This is a genomic window from Acetobacter sp. (assembly GCF_052102375.1).
Lineage (GTDB): Bacteria > Pseudomonadota > Alphaproteobacteria > Acetobacterales > Acetobacteraceae > Acetobacter.
Genome location: NZ_JBQDXI010000007.1, coordinates 106,470 through 122,575 on the forward strand (window position 1 = coordinate 106,470; position 16,106 = coordinate 122,575).

Annotated in this window: 22 protein-coding genes; 11 read left to right on the forward strand and 11 right to left on the reverse strand. The window is 53.4% G+C overall.

Annotated features, from left to right (window positions below; all coding sequences use genetic code 11):
* Nucleotides 1-741 (reverse strand): bifunctional 2-polyprenyl-6-hydroxyphenol methylase/3-demethylubiquinol 3-O-methyltransferase UbiG, encoded by a 741-nt coding sequence (gene ubiG, locus ACTIDN_RS04900; protein WP_441376183.1) that lies wholly within the window; start codon nucleotides 739-741, stop codon nucleotides 1-3.
* Nucleotides 742-915: 174 nt separating this feature from the next.
* On the opposite strand from ubiG, the gene ACTIDN_RS04905 reads away from it, so the two are divergent.
* The 6 genes from ACTIDN_RS04905 (at nucleotide 916) to prfA (ending at nucleotide 8,272) form a co-directional block, all read left to right on the forward strand.
* Complete coding sequence (locus tag ACTIDN_RS04905) at nucleotides 916-2,169, forward strand: aspartate kinase (RefSeq protein ID WP_441376184.1); 1,254 nt, start codon at nucleotides 916-918, stop codon at nucleotides 2,167-2,169.
* Nucleotides 2,170-2,173: 4 nt separating this feature from the next.
* Nucleotides 2,174-3,247, forward strand: coding sequence for an NAD(P)H-dependent flavin oxidoreductase (locus tag ACTIDN_RS04910; RefSeq protein ID WP_415507441.1), 1,074 nt, complete (start codon nucleotides 2,174-2,176; stop codon nucleotides 3,245-3,247).
* A complete protein-coding gene (locus ACTIDN_RS04915; protein ID WP_441376185.1) occupies nucleotides 3,240-4,523 on the forward strand; it encodes a RodZ domain-containing protein in 1,284 nt (427 codons plus the stop codon). The genes ACTIDN_RS04910 and ACTIDN_RS04915 overlap by 8 nt, the downstream gene beginning before the upstream one ends.
* Nucleotides 4,524-4,655: 132 nt before the next feature.
* Nucleotides 4,656-5,816, forward strand: a complete 1,161-nt coding sequence (ispG, locus tag ACTIDN_RS04920) for a flavodoxin-dependent (E)-4-hydroxy-3-methylbut-2-enyl-diphosphate synthase (RefSeq protein ID WP_415507439.1) — start codon at nucleotides 4,656-4,658, stop codon at nucleotides 5,814-5,816.
* A gap of 135 nt (nucleotides 5,817-5,951) precedes the next feature.
* The gene (gene hisS, locus ACTIDN_RS04925; protein WP_441376186.1) at nucleotides 5,952-7,217 is read left to right on the forward strand and encodes a histidine--tRNA ligase; all 1,266 of its coding nucleotides are present in this window, start codon (nucleotides 5,952-5,954) and stop codon (nucleotides 7,215-7,217) included.
* A complete protein-coding gene (gene prfA, locus ACTIDN_RS04930) occupies nucleotides 7,214-8,272 on the forward strand; it encodes a peptide chain release factor 1 (RefSeq protein ID WP_415507437.1) in 1,059 nt (352 codons plus the stop codon). Before hisS ends, prfA begins: the two co-directional genes overlap by 4 nt.
* A 21-nt stretch (nucleotides 8,273-8,293) precedes the next feature.
* Here prfA and ACTIDN_RS04935 read toward each other — a convergent pair whose 3' ends face one another.
* A complete protein-coding gene (locus ACTIDN_RS04935; RefSeq protein WP_441376187.1) occupies nucleotides 8,294-8,752 on the reverse strand; it encodes a hypothetical protein in 459 nt (152 codons plus the stop codon).
* Between the two features lie 33 nt (nucleotides 8,753-8,785).
* Between ACTIDN_RS04935 and prmC the strand changes: the two genes are divergently transcribed.
* The gene (gene prmC, locus ACTIDN_RS04940) at nucleotides 8,786-9,661 is read left to right on the forward strand and encodes a peptide chain release factor N(5)-glutamine methyltransferase (RefSeq protein ID WP_441376188.1); all 876 of its coding nucleotides are present in this window, start codon (nucleotides 8,786-8,788) and stop codon (nucleotides 9,659-9,661) included.
* Between the two features lie 253 nt (nucleotides 9,662-9,914).
* Nucleotides 9,915-10,370: a DUF4167 domain-containing protein gene (locus ACTIDN_RS04945; protein WP_415507434.1), complete on the forward strand. Its 456-nt coding sequence runs from the start codon at nucleotides 9,915-9,917 to the stop codon at nucleotides 10,368-10,370.
* Between the two features lie 536 nt (nucleotides 10,371-10,906).
* Here the strand turns inward: ACTIDN_RS04945 and ACTIDN_RS04950 are convergent.
* From ACTIDN_RS04950 to ACTIDN_RS04990, 9 genes are all read right to left on the reverse strand, one after another.
* Entirely contained in the window at nucleotides 10,907-11,107 is a 201-nt protein-coding gene (locus tag ACTIDN_RS04950; protein WP_441376189.1) for a hypothetical protein, read from the reverse strand.
* Between the two features lie 2 nt (nucleotides 11,108-11,109).
* Nucleotides 11,110-11,487 (reverse strand): hypothetical protein, encoded by a 378-nt coding sequence (locus ACTIDN_RS04955; RefSeq protein WP_441376190.1) that lies wholly within the window; start codon nucleotides 11,485-11,487, stop codon nucleotides 11,110-11,112.
* Nucleotides 11,484-11,735 (reverse strand): hypothetical protein, encoded by a 252-nt coding sequence (locus tag ACTIDN_RS04960; protein WP_441375657.1) that lies wholly within the window; start codon nucleotides 11,733-11,735, stop codon nucleotides 11,484-11,486. Before ACTIDN_RS04960 ends, ACTIDN_RS04955 begins: the two co-directional genes overlap by 4 nt.
* Nucleotides 11,732-12,220 carry a hypothetical protein gene (locus tag ACTIDN_RS04965; RefSeq protein WP_441376191.1) on the reverse strand — a complete coding sequence of 163 codons (489 nt, stop codon included), beginning with the start codon at nucleotides 12,218-12,220 and terminating at the stop codon, nucleotides 11,732-11,734. The genes ACTIDN_RS04960 and ACTIDN_RS04965 overlap by 4 nt, the downstream gene beginning before the upstream one ends.
* Nucleotides 12,217-12,543 carry a hypothetical protein gene (locus tag ACTIDN_RS04970; RefSeq protein ID WP_441376192.1) on the reverse strand — a complete coding sequence of 109 codons (327 nt, stop codon included), beginning with the start codon at nucleotides 12,541-12,543 and terminating at the stop codon, nucleotides 12,217-12,219. Before ACTIDN_RS04970 ends, ACTIDN_RS04965 begins: the two co-directional genes overlap by 4 nt.
* Nucleotides 12,543-12,857 (reverse strand): hypothetical protein, encoded by a 315-nt coding sequence (locus tag ACTIDN_RS04975; protein ID WP_441375660.1) that lies wholly within the window; start codon nucleotides 12,855-12,857, stop codon nucleotides 12,543-12,545. The genes ACTIDN_RS04970 and ACTIDN_RS04975 overlap by 1 nt, the downstream gene beginning before the upstream one ends.
* A 101-nt stretch (nucleotides 12,858-12,958) precedes the next feature.
* Complete coding sequence (locus ACTIDN_RS04980) at nucleotides 12,959-13,195, reverse strand: hypothetical protein (RefSeq protein ID WP_441376193.1); 237 nt, start codon at nucleotides 13,193-13,195, stop codon at nucleotides 12,959-12,961.
* 225 nt (nucleotides 13,196-13,420) lie between these two features.
* Entirely contained in the window at nucleotides 13,421-13,660 is a 240-nt protein-coding gene (locus ACTIDN_RS04985; RefSeq protein WP_441376194.1) for a hypothetical protein, read from the reverse strand.
* Nucleotides 13,661-13,691: 31 nt separating this feature from the next.
* Nucleotides 13,692-14,303 carry a hypothetical protein gene (locus ACTIDN_RS04990; RefSeq protein WP_441376195.1) on the reverse strand — a complete coding sequence of 204 codons (612 nt, stop codon included), beginning with the start codon at nucleotides 14,301-14,303 and terminating at the stop codon, nucleotides 13,692-13,694.
* Between the two features lie 332 nt (nucleotides 14,304-14,635).
* Here ACTIDN_RS04990 and ACTIDN_RS04995 point away from each other — a divergent pair, with 332 nt between their 5' ends.
* The 3 genes from ACTIDN_RS04995 to ACTIDN_RS05005 all read left to right on the forward strand — a co-directional run bounded on the left by ACTIDN_RS04995 (nucleotide 14,636) and on the right by ACTIDN_RS05005 (nucleotide 16,100).
* A complete protein-coding gene (locus ACTIDN_RS04995) occupies nucleotides 14,636-15,151 on the forward strand; it encodes a helix-turn-helix domain-containing protein (protein WP_441376196.1) in 516 nt (171 codons plus the stop codon).
* Between the two features lie 299 nt (nucleotides 15,152-15,450).
* Nucleotides 15,451-15,795: a hypothetical protein gene (locus ACTIDN_RS05000; RefSeq protein WP_441376197.1), complete on the forward strand. Its 345-nt coding sequence runs from the start codon at nucleotides 15,451-15,453 to the stop codon at nucleotides 15,793-15,795.
* Nucleotides 15,792-16,100: an ORF6N domain-containing protein gene (locus tag ACTIDN_RS05005; RefSeq protein WP_441376198.1), complete on the forward strand. Its 309-nt coding sequence runs from the start codon at nucleotides 15,792-15,794 to the stop codon at nucleotides 16,098-16,100. The genes ACTIDN_RS05000 and ACTIDN_RS05005 overlap by 4 nt, the downstream gene beginning before the upstream one ends.
* Nucleotides 16,101-16,106 lie beyond the last annotated feature (6 nt).

Below are 16,106 nucleotides of genomic sequence, written 5' to 3' on the forward strand. Positions count from 1 at the left end.
TCACAGTTTCCGGAATGCGGCAATATAGTTGACGTCCAGATTCCGGCTCTCTTTCCAGCCTGATAGGGAGGGGACCATGCCAGCAATGGCCTGTATGGACAGGTTGGCATGGCGGGCGTAGCGACCCAGTTCTGCCGGGGTAATAAATTTGCGCCATGTGTGTGTGCCCACAGGCAGAAGGCGCAGCAAATATTCAGCCCCGATTTTCCCTACAGCGAGAGATTTCAGGGTGCGATTCATGGTCGACACAATCACCACTCCACCGGGCTCAGCCAGATCAGATAGCATGGTCATAAACCGTTCAGGATCAGTGACATGCTCGATAATTTCCAGAGCAATCACGGCATCAAACTTACGCTGCTCCGTGACCAGTTCTTCCGCGCTGCCGACACGATAGGCAAGCGGGCCGGAGCCATCTGGTAGCGGGTTGTTTTCCAGATGCGCGCGCCCGGCCTGAATGCCATTGGGTGACGCATCCAGCCCCAATACATCATGTCCGGCCTTTGCCAGAGCCTCGCTTGCAAGACCGGCTCCGCATCCAATATCCAGCACTCTCACGCGTCTGCTATGCCGCCCCTGAAGGGGCAGGTGCCGACAGGCCCAGTTAATGCGCAAGTCGTTCATGGCGTGAAGGGGGCGCATGGGGCCGGAGGGGTCCCACCATTTTTCTGCCAGAGCACCAAAACGCGCAATTTCTTCAGGTGAGACGGAGGATTCAGCGCCGTGGCTGGAGGGTTGCATGGAACAAAATTCCTTATCCACTGATCTCCCCCGCTGGACGAGAGGGGGCCGACAGGGCTATGTGACGCGCCTTGTGGAGCTTCGCAACCGTCCTTTTATACCTTTCACACTTGCAGGTGGAGCGGTAGGAGCAAAAAGCGGTCTGTTTACGGCCTGTTCTGGTGGAGAAAAAATATGCCCGGTTCCGTACCTCGGATCGTCATGAAATTTGGCGGAACGTCCGTGGGGGATATTGAGCGCATCAAGGCCGTGGCCGCGCGTGTTAAGAAACAGAAAGACGCTGGCTGTGATGTGCTGGTGGTTGTGTCCGCCATGGCAGGGGAAACCAACAAGCTTGTTGGCTTTTGTGACGCCCTGTCAGACCTGCATGACCCTTGCGAATATGACTCCATTGTCTCAACCGGGGAAATGGTGACCAGCGGTCTGTTGGCCATTGCTCTTCAGAAGCTGGGTGTGAACTCCCGCTCTTTTGCTGGGTGGCAGGTTCCTATTCGTACCGACTCGGTACATGGCAAGGCCAGCCTAGATGCCATTGATGGAGCTCACCTGCTGGGCTGCATGGCAGAAGGTATTGTGCCCGTGGTGGCAGGCTTTCAGGGCGTAGGCCCAGATGGCCGCGTCACCACGTTGGGCCGGGGCGGTTCCGACACATCAGCCGTTGCCCTTGCTGCGGCCATTAAAGCAGACCGTTGTGACATTTATACGGATGTGGACGGAATTTATACCACGGACCCGCGCATTGTGAGCAAAGCGCGCAAGCTTGAAAGAATTACTTACGAAGAAATGCTGGAACTGGCCTCTGTCGGGGCTAAGGTGCTGCAGACACGCAGTGTCGGACTTGCCATGCGCGAGGGTGTGCGTGTGCAGGTTCTTTCCAGTTTTGAAGATGGACCGGCTCTGATTGAAGGTGAACTCCCAGGCTCTCTGGTAGTGGATGAGGACGAGATAGTGGAAAAGAAACTGGTGACCGGCATTGCGTATTCTCGTGATGAGGCCAAGCTGTCTGTGCGGCGCATCCCTGACCGTCCGGGTATTGCTGCCGCTATTTTTGGCCCCTTGAGTGAAGCCAATGTGAATGTGGACATGATTGTGCAGAGCACCGGGGCAGATGGCACAACAAATATGACCTTCACAACCAGCAAGACAGACCTGCCACGGGCTATAAGCACGTTGGAGAGTGTGCGTGGTGCCGTGCAGTACGAAGAGCTGGCAACAGATGCAGACGTGGTGAAAATCAGCGTTGTGGGGACCGGTATGCGGTCTCACGCAGGGGTTGCAAGCACCATGTTCCGGACGCTGTCAGAGCGCTCCATCAATATTCAGGTTATCTCCACCAGCGAGATCAAAGTGTCTGTGCTGGTATCTGCCGAGTACGCCGAGCTGGCAGTGCGTGCCCTGCACACTGCGTACGGACTGGATGAAGCCTGAGATCATGACACAGCCACTCACTACTGCCCCAACTGACGCAGAAAAGCTTGCCGCCCGTAAACAGTGGGATCATCTCTGCAAGCGCGGCACAGATTTTCTGGGTACCGAATACGCTATTCTCGCCGGGGCCATGTCCTGGGTGAGCGAGCGTCATTTGGTCTCGGCTATTTCCAACGCGGGTGGCTTTGGGGTGATCGCCTGCGGTGCCATGCAGCCTGAGCGCCTGGCTGAGGAAATTGCCGCGACCCGCGCTATGACCGACAAACCCTTTGGCGTGAACCTTATTACCATGCACCCTCAGCTTCTTGAGCTGGTTGATGTCTGCTTGCAGGCTGGTGTCGGGCATATTGTTCTTGCGGGGGGTATTCCGCCAGGAGCAGCCATCAAGGCAGCCAAGGATGGTGGCGCAAAAGTGATTGCTTTTGCCCCAGCGCTTGTTCTGGCCAAGCGGCTGATAAAAATGGGCGTGGATGCGCTGGTGATCGAAGGGGCTGAGGCTGGCGGTCACGTAGGTCCTGTGTCTCTGACCGTGCTGGCTCAGGAAATTCTGCCGCATATTGACCAAGTGCCAGTGTTTGTGGCGGGTGGTTTGGGGCGTGGCGATGCCCTACTGGCTTACCTTGAGCAGGGAGCCGCTGGTGGACAGTTGGGTACCCGGTTTGCTGCTGCGGCAGAAAGCATCGCGCATGAAAAGTTCAAACAGACTTTTGTGCGGGCCAATGCTCGTGATGCTGTGACATCTGTGCAGTTGGATGAGCGTTTTCCAGTAATTCCTGTCAGAGGCCTTGCCAATGAAGGAAGCCGCAAATTTCTGGTGCATCAGGCCGATGTTATCAACCGCTTTCAGAGTGGTGTGGTGTCAAAGGAAGAAGCACAACTGGAAATTGAACATTTCTGGGCTGGTGCACTGCGCCGTGCTGTAATAGAGGGTGATGTTGAGAGCGGGTCTGTCATGGCCGGACAGTCCGTAGGTTTGGTGAAGGCCGTTCAGCCTGTGGCTGAAATTATTGCAGACCTTGTTGATCAAGCTGTTGAGGCGCTGGTGCGCCAGAAACGGCGTATGGATGCTGATGGCTGAAACCGGTTCTGGCCCTGAGCAGGAGATTCCTGCGGCTTCTTCCCCACTACCTGATGCTGTTAGCTTAGGGGTAGGTAATGCGCTGCGTAAGCGGCGCGAGCAGCTGGGCTGGACACTGCCTCAGGTTGCTGCGTGGCTACGTATTCGCGAATCCTATCTGGAAGCATTGGAAAGTGGGCGGAACAACGTGTTCCCGGCCGAAGCCTATGCGTTAGGTTTTTTGCGGACATATGCTGAAGCAATAGGATTTGATGCGTCCTTTATGGTGGCGCGTTACAGGCTGGAAGGGAAGGGGCTTGTTCGTAAGCCTGAACTGACTTTTCCAGCCCCGCCGCCAGACAAGCATATGCCACCTGCCTTGACCGTATCTCTAGGGATCGCTGTTGTCGTGGGGGCTTATATGGGGTGGTATCACTTCATGGGCCATGCGCCGCCAGTACCTGAGCATGTTCCGCCTGTTGCGGATATTATTCCGGGCGAAAAGACCGCAAATGCGCCGTCTCCGCAAGTGGCTTCGCTTTTGCCGGGAGCAGGCTCTTCTCCGCTGCCCACACCTAAGCCCGTAACGCCGCCAGAAACCAAACCAACTGATACGACTACGCCTGAAACGGGCAGCACAATGGTTCCGGCCGAAGCTTTGCCTGCAGATGCGCAGAAGACACAATCTGCCCAGCCGGTAGAAACTGCTCCTGCGGCTCCAACTACAGCCGAAGAGCGTGCGGCTAGTGCGCGTCAGATGGCCGTTAAGGCGGATGCAGCAACTTGGGTGCAGGTTAAGGACTCGACGGGTCGTGTTGTGTATGATCACATCATGCAGCCGGGCGATGTCTGGCTTGTGCCTTCTGACAGCGCGCCCTACAGCCTGACTGTAGGGAATGCTGGCGGTGTTGTGGTAAGTGCCGGGACACAGGTTACGCCGCATCTGGGCCGCAATGGTGCTGTGAGACGTAATCTGGTGCTAACGCCGGAAGTTGTGCTGGATGGTAGTTTGGCAGGGCCGCCTACAGCCTCCGCTCTGCCAGTCTCGGTACCGCCCATAGAACCGAGTGCGCCTAAGCAACCTGCGTCAACGCAGAGTGTATCTTCCCCCGTGTCTAGTCCTGCGCCAGAGGGGGCTGTTACGGTTGCTCCTGTTGGTTCCGACGGGAGCGGTGAAAGTGCTGTGCTGCCTGCTCCGCCCAAGCCTAGGGCTCGTAAGGCTGCGCCAAAGTCAGCACCGGAAATGAGTACGGATGATCTGAATGCACGTCAGCTTCAGGGCATAACTGGGCACTGAATGCCTCCCGTGTGCGCTTTCATGTAGCCAACGCACGTTGATTTTGGCAGGAAGGCAACAAACGTAATGGGTGACCGTGCTGCACGGTGCGGTTTGCTCGACTAAACTGTCGTCTCGACAAAAGGATGTAAGATGAGTGGCTACCGGCCTTACCAGCATATCGAGCGTCGGAAATCACGGAAGATCCATGTCGGCAAGGTAGCCGTCGGTGGGGATGCGCCGATTTCCGTGCAGACAATGACCAACACCCTGACCAGCGACGCACAGGCTACGATCGAACAGATCCGCCGTGCTGAATTAGCCGGTGTTGATATTGTCCGTGTGTCCTGCCCGGATGAAGAAAGCACCGCGGCACTGAAGGAAATTGTACAGGAAGTGAATGTGCCCATCGTGGCCGATATTCATTTCCACTACAAACGTGCCATTGAAGCTGCCAAGGCTGGCGCTGCGTGCCTGCGCATCAATCCTGGCAATATCGGCAGTGCGGAGCGCGTAAAGGAAGTTGTAAACGCAGCTAAGGATTATGGCTGCTCCATCCGCATTGGTGTGAATGCTGGTTCTCTGGAAAAGCACCTGCTGGAAAAGTACGGTGAGCCTAACCCTGAAGCGCTGGTGGAAAGCGCTCTGGAGCACGCCAAAATTCTGGAAGATCATGACTTCCGTGAGTTCAAGATCAGCGTAAAAGCATCAGACGTCTTTATGGCTGTGGCGGCATACCAGCAGCTTGCTGATTCTTGTGACTATCCGCTCCATATCGGTATTACCGAAGCGGGCAGCAAGCGGGCAGGGACAGTCAAATCCTCCATTGGTCTTGGCAATCTGCTTTGGGCTGGTGTGGGTGACACAATGCGTGTCTCCCTCTCTGCTGCGCCGGAAGAAGAAGTGCTGGTTGGCTGGGATATCCTGAAATCTCTTGGGCTGCGTCATCGTGGTGTGAAAATCATCTCCTGCCCGTCTTGCGCCCGTCAGGGTTTCAACGTGGTTGAAACGGTACAGACGCTGGAAGACCGGCTGGCCCATATTAAAACACCGCTCACGCTCTCCATTATCGGGTGCGTGGTTAACGGCCCTGGCGAAGCGCTGATGACCGATCTGGGTGTAACGGGCGGTGGGTCTGGTCGTCACATGGTGTATTCAGCAGGCAAGCAGGACCACACGGTTCCTGGTGCTGACATGATTGAGCATGTGGTTGAACTGGTTGAAGCCCGCGTGGCTGCAATTCAGGAACAGGAAGCCAAGGAAAAAGCCGAAGGCAAAGCGCCTGAGCTTCCTGAGATGTCTTCCGCAAAATAAAAAGCGGGTTGAGGAGTGTGCGGGATATTCGGGCCGCACACTCACTGCGTTGCCTGAATAGTTTAAGAATTTGGGACAGTACCATGCCTGTTATTTTTAGAATGATGGGTGTGGCGTTTAATCAGGGAAAAATCTGTGAGCACCATTCAGCCTGTAAGAGGCACACACGACCTTATTGGTGAAGATCAGCGGCGTTACAGCCATGTGGTGACAACCGCGCGGCATCATGCTGGCCTTTACGGGTTTGAAGAATGGGCTACCCCAATATTTGAAGATACCCGTGTATTCTCCCGGTCTTTGGGGGATACATCGGATGTTGTGTCCAAGGAAATGTATTCCTTCAGTGACCGCGATGGCGATAGCCTCACTCTGCGGCCTGAAGGCACTGCCGCTATCTGCCGCGCGCTGGTGACAAACGGGCTAACCCAGTCTCTGCCACAAAAGGCTTTTTATGCCGGCCCCATGTTCCGCTATGAGCGCCCGCAGAAAGGCCGCTATCGGCAGTTTCACCAGATTGGTGCGGAACTGATGGGCGCAGCCGAACCTCTGGCTGACGCTGAGGCCATAGCCCTTGGGTACCAAATTCTAACGGCGCTTGGTGTCGCTGACGATGTGACACTTGAACTGAATACCTTAGGAGATACAGCCAGCCGGGACGCATGGCGTGCGGCCTTGGTGTCCTATTTTTCTGGGTATAAAGACAAATTATCAGAAGATAGTCTGGCGCGCCTGGAAAAGAACCCACTGCGTATTCTGGATAGTAAGGATGCGGGAGACCGCACTTTGGTCGCCAATGCGCCTATGATGGCCGAATATCTTACGCCGGACGCAAAAGCATTCTGGCAGGACTTGCAGGCTACGCTGGACGGGTTTGGTATTGCGTATCAGGTCAATACCAGCATTGTTCGGGGTTTGGACTATTATAACCATACCACGTTCGAGTTCGTGACGCGTAAGCTAGGGTCACAGGGTACGGTGATGGCAGGCGGCCGTTATGATGGTCTGGTACAACAGATGGGTGGGCCGGAAGTGCCCTCCATTGGTTGGGCTGCGGGCGTTGAGCGCCTGTCCATGCTGCTACAGGCGGCACCTGCTGCAGCGCAATCTGTTGTGATTGTGCCGATCGGGTCGCCAGATCAGGCGGCTCTGTTCCAAATTTTGCAGGGTTTGCGGCAGCAGGGTGTGCGTACAGAAATCGGGTATCGTGGTTCCTTGCGCAAACGTATGGAGCGTGCGGGCAAGCAGAACGCAAGCCATGTCCTGTTCGTGGGGGAAGATGAACTGGCGCGGGGAGCTTTTCGCGTTAAGGCTATGGCGACTGGGCAAGAGGAAGAAATTTCGCACGCTCGCCTTTTATCCGAAGCCAAGGCGGTGTTTGCGACTGGGTCTGTCTCTCCATGACTCTTGACGAGCGGTTGGACCGAATTGTCAGTCGGGCTCTTGAGCTGGAAGCTCTGCTGGCTAGTGGTATTAGTGGAGATGACTTTACACAGGCTTCACGCGAGTACGGTGAGATTGAACCCGTTGTGGCGCAGATCACCGCGCTCCGACAGGCTGAGCAGGAAGTAATACAGGCAGAGCAGCTTCTAAATGACCCGGAAATGAAGGAGTTGGCCGAGGCCGAGCTCTATGACGTTCGGGCGCGTTTGCCAGAATTACACCAGAATGTTCGGCTGGCCATGTTGCCTAAGGATGCTGCGGACGAACGAAGTGCTATTCTGGAAATTCGTCCGGCAGCAGGCGGCGATGAGGCGGCTTTGTTTGCATCCGAATTGTTTGATCTCTATCGTCGCTACGCTGACCTGAGGGGTTGGCGTTTTTCAGTCATGGAATATGACGAAAGCGAGTTGGGCGGCTTGCGTGTGGGTATTGCGGAAATTACAGGCAAGGGCGTGTTTGCCCGGCTAAAATATGAGTCTGGTGTGCACCGCGTTCAGCGTGTGCCTGCTACGGAAAGCCAAGGGCGTATCCACACTTCCACCGTAACTGTCGCGGTTTTGCCCGAAGCGGAAGAGGTGGATGTTACTGTAGCAGATACGGATTTGCGGATAGATGTGTATCGTGCATCCGGCGCTGGTGGGCAGCACGTTAACAAGACCGAAAGTGCTGTACGTATTACCCATATACCTAGCGGTATTGTGGTTGCTATGCAGGAAGAGAAAAGCCAGCATAAGAACCGTGCAAAAGCCATGAAAATTCTGCGGGCACGGCTATACGAGCAGGAGCGAGCGCAAGCCCATGCAACGCGGGCTGCTGACCGTAAGTCTCAGGTTGGTACGGGTGATCGGTCCGAGCGCATTAGGACCTACAATTTTCCACAGGGTCGGGTGACGGACCACCGGGTTAATCTGACGCTCTACAAAATTGATAAGATCATGCTTGGCGAGATCGATGACTTTGTGGATGCTCTGACACAGGAAGAGCAGGCCGAACTTCTGGCTGCTGAGGGGTTTTAGTCAGTTCACGTGATTGTCGGCTTAACTGACCGGCAGTGCGCAGACACCTGAGTGGGCGGTGTGGTGCTCGGCTGCGGTAGGATCATCCGGGTCGAGTAGAAAGAACTCGGTAAAATTTTCTGAGCCAATACCGTAAAAATGGTGATGGTCGGGGTTGTGCAGTGTTCCATCACTGCTGACCTCATGCGTCTCCACACGGCCTTCGGGTGTGCGGATGGTGATTTCGCCGCACAGAGTATAGCTATGGTCAACACGGCCAAGTGGTGTGGTGATTTTAACGGTTTTCTCTTGATGCCCGTCATCAAGCTTGAAAGACGCCGCCAGCTTTCCGTCCACATACACTCTGGTCAGTTCAGAAATCTCGGACTCTGCCTTGCTGTCAGTCACGGTGAACTCTCCAGCCCATGCGGGGAGAGGCGTCGCGGCCAACACCGTAAAGAACAGCGTGGTGAAAGTAGAAAAACTGGTAAAACGGCTCATTGCCTCAGTACCATTCCAAACAAAGGTCACGTTGTGAGTAGAGCAGAAAAACAGAGTGAGTTCCAGCCGTTCGGGGAGCTTCTAGCTGAAGGGGCACGACAACTGGCTGCGGCTGGCATTGACTCTCCGCGCCGAGAAAGCCGGTTGCTCATGGCGTATGCACTGCACGAGAGTTTGGAACGCCTTATTATGCGGTCTCCGCAAGACGTAGTGCCAGCACGGGCTTTTCTGTCATATGTCGAGCGACGCGTGGGGCGAGAGCCCATGGCCTTTATTACAGGCGTTCAGGGGTTCTGGACGCTGGATATAGGTGTGTCTCCCGCCACGCTTATACCCAGAGCAGATAGTGAGACTGTTATTTCCTGTCTGCTCGATCATATGCCGGACCGTGCAAAGCCGCTTTCCATACTTGATCTTGGGACTGGCACTGGATGTCTGCTCCTTGCAGCGCTCAGTGAGTACAGGAATGCTTGGGGGGTGGGGATAGACTTAAACCCGGCTGCTGCAGGTCTTGCTGCGGAAAACGCCAACCGATGCAAGCTGTCAGACCGTGCGTTTTTTATGGCTGGCAGGTGGGATAGTGCACTGGCCGCGCATCAGTTTGATATTGTGCTCAGTAATCCTCCCTATATTCCAACAGCAGATTTGGCGGAGCTAATGCCTGAGGTCAGGGAGCATGAACCTGTTGCGGCTCTCGACGGAGGCGAGGACGGGATGGAGGCTTACCGTTTTCTGTGCAGTCGGCTACCAGAACGTTTGACATCTGAAGGTCTGGCAATTTTTGAAATAGGTATTCATCAGGGGGCTGCACTCAGCCAGCTCGCTGAAAATGCTGGTTTTAGTACACTTGAAACCAGAGCAGATTTTGGTGGAATTCCTCGTGCTGTCGTTTTGCAGGGCAGGGTGTAGCGAACAGCATATAAAACAGGTTGGCTTTATGGTGTGAGCTTGCTATGGTTAGGCAGGCTTTTTCCGGATGCAATTATTTTTATTGCTTGGGTAAAGCCTTAAGGGCCACTGAGTTCAGCAATGGTTTTTCCTATGCTGCAAAGAAGCCCGTCCAGACAGAAAATTCGGCTTTTAATCAGGAAATATGTCTTTTGAAGCATAAGACAGTTTCTTCATGCAGAATGCCATGAACGTGAAAGTGCTGCGATAGCTCATGAATGTAAAACGGATGCGCACCCGCAATCATCGGTCCGGTAGTGGGAACGGCGGTTCTTCCCGGCATTTAAACGGCCAAATCCCGATGAACCGCAATCATGTGTTTGACAGCCATGGTCCTGATGTTCGTGTAAGAGGCACGGCTCAGCAGCTTTTTGAAAAATATCTGCAACATGGGCGTGATGCGACAAGTGCGGGTGACCGTGTGGCTGCTGAAGCCTATTTCCAGCATGCAGAGCATTATTTCCGTATCATGAACGCCATGGCGCAGGCTGCACAGCAGAGCCAGCAGGAGCGGGCAGAGCGTCAGGCTTCACGTCAGCAGCGTGTGTCCACGCAGGATGATGATGGGGAAGGTGGGCACTATGCTCGCGCTGAAGACGGAAATGTTTCCGTTCGGGGGGATGAGCCTCAGCCAGACATTCAGCCTCAGCCAGAACTTTCTGAAGGCTAAAAATGACAAATGCGGCTCTCAGTCTGAGCCGCATTTTTTATGTTTATAGCACTACTGTGCAAAAGCAGCTCACGCACCTGCTTTAAAAAACAAGTACAGTAAATGCTATTTCTGTATAGAATTTATTTTTTTGGAAACCGAAGATGGTAGCGGCGGACGGATTTGAACCGCCGACCAAGGGATTATGATTCCTTATATAATCCTTACAAACCAATGAGGTATGGCAGTTTTTGGGTGTCAGTAAAATCATTCCAAAACAATGATTTAGGATTGCGCTGCCAAACCTTAAACTCGATTCGCACAAACCCGCCAATCTCTCGACTCGTAGCAATCGACCGATTCGACTTGGTCCTACTGTGGGAGCCCATCACTTCCCGGTAAAATCCCCGCCTAGCCATATCGGCGACGCCACCGAAATGGTGCAGGCCATCATTCAAACGGACTACCCTGCCTGCCGCCCATCTTCAAAAAGAACGCGACACCCAGAACACCCAGAACTGTGAAGCCTCCCGCAAGGAAGGCTTCGACATACCCGATCACGATGCCTGAATAGCCGCATTGTCTGCCGTGCATTTGGCAAACAGTGCTGCAATCTGGTCAGCGGTCGGGCCAGTTTTGCTTTTGCTCTGCTCCAGAGCGCTGGCCACGGTCTCGTAGACCTCTGGGCCATATTTCTCGGCAAGGCCTACAACGGTGGCGACTACGCCAAGAACGGCGCTAATTTCTGCTGGCGTCATGGTTATTTACTCCCGCCGATAGCTGCGCAGGCATCGGGGGTAGTTCCCGCTTTCAGGCCCGTCCAGCACGTTTCGAATGATGCGAAGGCCGCCTGTGCGGCACTTACGCTTGCCCCAGAAAGGGTATCGCCTTTCTGCGCTGACGCATTGAGTGTCGCCAGTTCGTTATAGACAGACTGGCTGGCCCGCTTTGCGATGGTTTTCTGAGCATCAGTCAGATGAACGCCCGGCACTTTGCCAGCCATCACGTCCGGCATTGGGGCGGCCACGACATGATAGGCGCTTGCCGTGTCATATACGGCCTGACGCAATTTGCCCTGTTCAGTGTTCGCGCACGCAACAACACCCAGAAGGGGCAGCAGTAGGAGGAGTTTTCTCATGTCGGGGTTTCCGTTTTCTTGGGGGCAGCAGCACCGTGGGTTGTTGAAATCAACACGCCCTCGATGGCACCAATTTTGGCTTGTGAGCTGAGGTCAGAGACCCATAGAGGCAGCGTTGCTGTCAGGATGGTACCGCTGACTGCTTCGGACAGCACGCCCATTGCGTTGCCAACTAGCGCGCCCACAGTCAGGCTCAGGCCGATCAGCGTTGTGGGTTGCCGGACGTAATTCAGTATTTTTTGGCTCATGCCATTACTTTCACTGCTTGCTGGAAGAATGGCAGTGCACCCGCGACTGTTCCCTTCCCCAGCTTTGTGTTGAAATTGTCTTTCCAGAACGTGGCCTGCGCTACGGCATTCCCGTATGCGGGCAGCGATACTGGTGAGCGGTAGACATGGAGCGCGGCCATCAAGGCGGCGTAATCCATCCGCGTGGTCAGCAGCCGTGCATCTGCCGTGGTGCCAGCAAGAAGCCGGAGCGCAGCACTTTGTAATTCCGGTCGATAGCGGATGAAGTTGCGCCACATGTCGTCATGTGTGGCCAGTTCCATCTGCCATGGACCTCGTGCAGGGCCGCCCCCAATCTGTCGCAAAAAGCGGTACTGGGTCTCTTTGTTGCCAATACCCAAAACAAGCTGGGCGCGGGCTGGCGTGTTGAGGGACGCAGGCAGAAATGCAAGCGCAGGTTCAATCCATTCGCGCAGGACATCGCCTAGGTCCATGCCGCCGTTCACTGGTGCATCCAGAAGTGCGAGACGATGCTCGCAACACCGGCAGAGGTCGCTGTGACAATGGCCCAGCCTGCCCAACCACGAACACTGCCTAGCCGTGAAACGAGATCGCTGGTGGCGTCAATTTTCTCAGAAAGCAGCCGAAACCCGCCTTGGAAGGCCCGCTCTTGTGTCTCCGCGCGAGAACGGTTCTCACCGTTATATTCGGCCATTTTCTGTTCAAGCCGCACCTGCCCCTGCTCAAGAGCAGCCTGCCCGTTTTCGAGCGCAGAAATCCGCCGCTCGTGATCGTCTGCGCGATCCATGTAGCTGATTGGTTCTGGCATCAGTTCTGCACCGCAGAGCCATCTGCAAGGGATTTCCACGTATTACTGGAGCATCTCGCAACAACGCCGGTGCCCTTCCCCACCCCCTGCGTAGGAGTTCGCGCATCTGCCACAAACGCCAACTGGCCGTCCGTACAGGCGGCTGGCAAGGTTGCGACTGTCACAACCTGAGAAACTGTCAGTACGACAATGGGATTTGAAGGAACGCCAGCGCGCTTTCCATACGTATATGGCTCAACAGGCGCAGCGGCCTGTGTCTGTGCAAGTGCGGGCGTAACAATGAAAATGGAAGCGGCAAGCAAAAGCAATCGCATGAGAGCAACATTCGGAAGATCGAATTGTGCCGCCAGCGCGAAGCCTGCCGTGCTGTGATTCTAGTACAGGCTGGGGTACGTGGGCAAGTTATAAAAAAGCATCACCAGTTGGTATGCAGGTAAACGGCTATCCATGTGCCCGCAGAAGCCAAGACAGATATAGAGACTACATTAGCCATACGGGCGATGGCTTTAGCGACCGAAGTGCCTTCAGGTGCAGATATTTCAAGTTTCATGTACGGCATAATAACCCCCGCTTTGGCAATATCATTTCCTGCTCCGTTTTGTACAGGTTCACGGTGCTCTAAGCTCGCCGGAGAATTAGATTGATTACCCACTGTAAGCGCCTTTCTGAGGTGACTTTTCAGATTGATGCGCTTGCCAGGTTAGTACCGCGTGAGTAACGAGTGGAAAAACTACCTTGTCGGGCAGCCCTTCTCGGCCTGTGTGCGGCGGATGGCTTCTGACTTGCCCATTTCATGTTCGATCATTGAGCGTTTACGGGCGCTGATGCGTGCCCCGTTTGTTCGCGGCACGCGTCAAGTATTTCACGTATTTTTGTTTTATCCTTGATCATTCTCAGATGGGAAATGAGCCGGGCCGAGATATTTAAAAATCTCTTTGGCTAGTTCAGGGGTAGCGGCAATACGCCGATCATGCGGGGGGTGAGAGAAAGCGGTCCACTGATTTAGTGTACTATTCCACCAACCCCATATCTTCCCGCGCCATTCCTGATTGATCTCAAGTAATGCGTGCGGCCCGTCCTGTTTTGAACTTTCAGGGATACCATTCCACTCGTCCATTTACATTTTCCTCTCGCCAATATTACGTTCTCTACATTTGCAATGCTGATATTCTCAGGAATTTATCTGCAAAATTAAGCCGACTTACATAAAAGTTAGCGAAAGTACCTGCCGGGGCATCTGGCGATATACCATCGTACTTATAGTCCTTTACCATCCACCCAAGTTCATATCCCCACAAAGGTATGCAAAGATCCGGGAAATGGGGCAAAACCCTTTTCCCGTCCTCATGCTTACCCACTGGGATTTTTCGAACCTCATGCTTAGCAAAAGGCACCCTAACGGCTGCAAGTTCATCAAAGAGAGGCTTAAGCGGTTCAGCTGCGGGTAGCTTAACATCCTGTATTATAACTCTACACACTTCATACAACCCCATGATCCATAGCTTGGAATGGGCCCTGCATTCGGAAAAAGCAGGCATTTTTTCTAGATCGCTCACGGCTTGAGGCGAGCGCTCGATAGGAGGTTTCTTTTGAAATGGACGTAAAATCGTCGCCACGTCTTTTTCTACCGCAATAATAGAACGTTCAGCCCAAGATAAATCTAGTATAGCAGAGGAAATCCATGGGTCTTTATCAGATGCCAAGAAGACGCTTGCCCGTTCCCAAAGCTTGTGCCGATTGTCCCATTCATTAGGTATCATCTTTTCCGTCCGTAATTTTCCTCAGCCTAACTCCGGCCCCACGATAGATCTCAGCACAAAACTCTATCCAGCTGTAAGGCTTTCAAGACAGATCTGAAATACCTTGTGCGTCAGAAACACATCCCCATAGAGCACCCGCCGTGCGGTGGAGGAGCGAGCAGGACCGCGTAGGCTCCGTAGAGTACGAAGCCGAACATAATAGCGGCGCAGAGGTAGAGGGCGGTTAGTTTTAGCATGGGGCGTCCTATATGGGTTGAGGAGTAGATTACCGGATACCGGTTACGCGAATCTGTCTTCGCTTATATAAAAGCCATTTATGGGAGGATTGGGCTATGGCTGAAGAAGATTCGCAACTGCCAAACTGGGCAGTACAAATACAGGAAGCTAGGAAGGCAAAAGGCTGGACGCAGGAGAAGCTCGCAGAAGAACTTAGCGTTTCCCAATCCACGATCACCGACTGGGAAAGAGCAAGAACATTCCCGCGTCATAGAAATATTTACTTTCTATCCAAGGTTCTTGGAATAAAAATACGCAATGAAGTTGAAGTGGACATGAAAGTTATGTCCAAGAAATCAAAAGCAGACACGCTGCAAGGTCTTGCATTTCAAGACTTATCAAAAAGTAAGCAGCTTGATTTATTTATTGAAAGATTTTCAAAAATTACCATGGAGAAATGTGAGGAGCTAAAAATAGGATTCCCAATACAAGCATTTTCCAAAGAATTAATTGGGATATGGATGCGTGTTAATGACCCGTTGAGAGGGCTAGGAGCGTCCTCGGTTGAGCTTAGGCTTGAAGATTTCATGCAAGAATTTTTATCTAATTTAGAAGACGGCTCACCCCTGTAAACCGGTACCGGTTTATATTTGACACAAACCGGTATAGTCGGTATCCCTATTGCAAGGGCAATTCAGCCCTATTGGGAGGTGTTATGAGGAGAAAATACCGGAAACCGCAGCCGGTATCAGTTCAAATGCACATACGCATTACGCCAGAAATCAAGCATTGGCTTGAGGAACGGGCAACAGCGCATGTGAGTACATTGAACGGCGCGTTAATGGATATATTGGAAGAAAAAAAGGCGGCGGAGCCTATCGCCAAACAGTTCTCCACCGCCTCTTATCACCACGAATAGGATATATTCGCCATGACAAATGATAACATAGAAACCCCAGAAAGCGCAAAGCTTCCGTGGATCGGCCTAAGTAGTGACGCGCTTCTCAAGATAGCCGATTTCATCGGATTACACTGCGTAGAGGCGGATATTGATATTGAAGACGTCTCAATCTTCTCTATGGGTGCAGTCACCGCATTAAATGCGCTTGCTTTTTGTGGAGGTGCTTTTGTGGACAGTGATGAGGATAGCTTTGAGCGCCAAGCGTCCACCTTTCACGAGGCAATCCTGAAAAGAGTCTCCGCAAAAGACAAAATCTCCAGCATAGCCATTTTTAATCAGATTAAAGAGGCTTTCCGCAAGGGAGATGCATCATGACCCAAATCACAATCAACAACCACGAAGTGACGGTAGTTGAATACAAGGGGCAGCGCGTCATCACCTTCAAGATGATGGATGAGCTTCATGGCCGGCCAGAGGGGACAGCACGTAAGCGATTCAACGACAACAAAGACCGACTGACGGAAGGTGATGATTATTGGAAAATTAGCGCGTCCGAAATTCGGACGCACAAAATATTGCAGATTTCTGCCAAAGTCACAGAAGACGTAACCCTGCTCACCGAAGCTGGATATTCGACGCGGAAATCTCACAGAAGGGTTGTACATCGGGTTAGATTATGAAAAAGT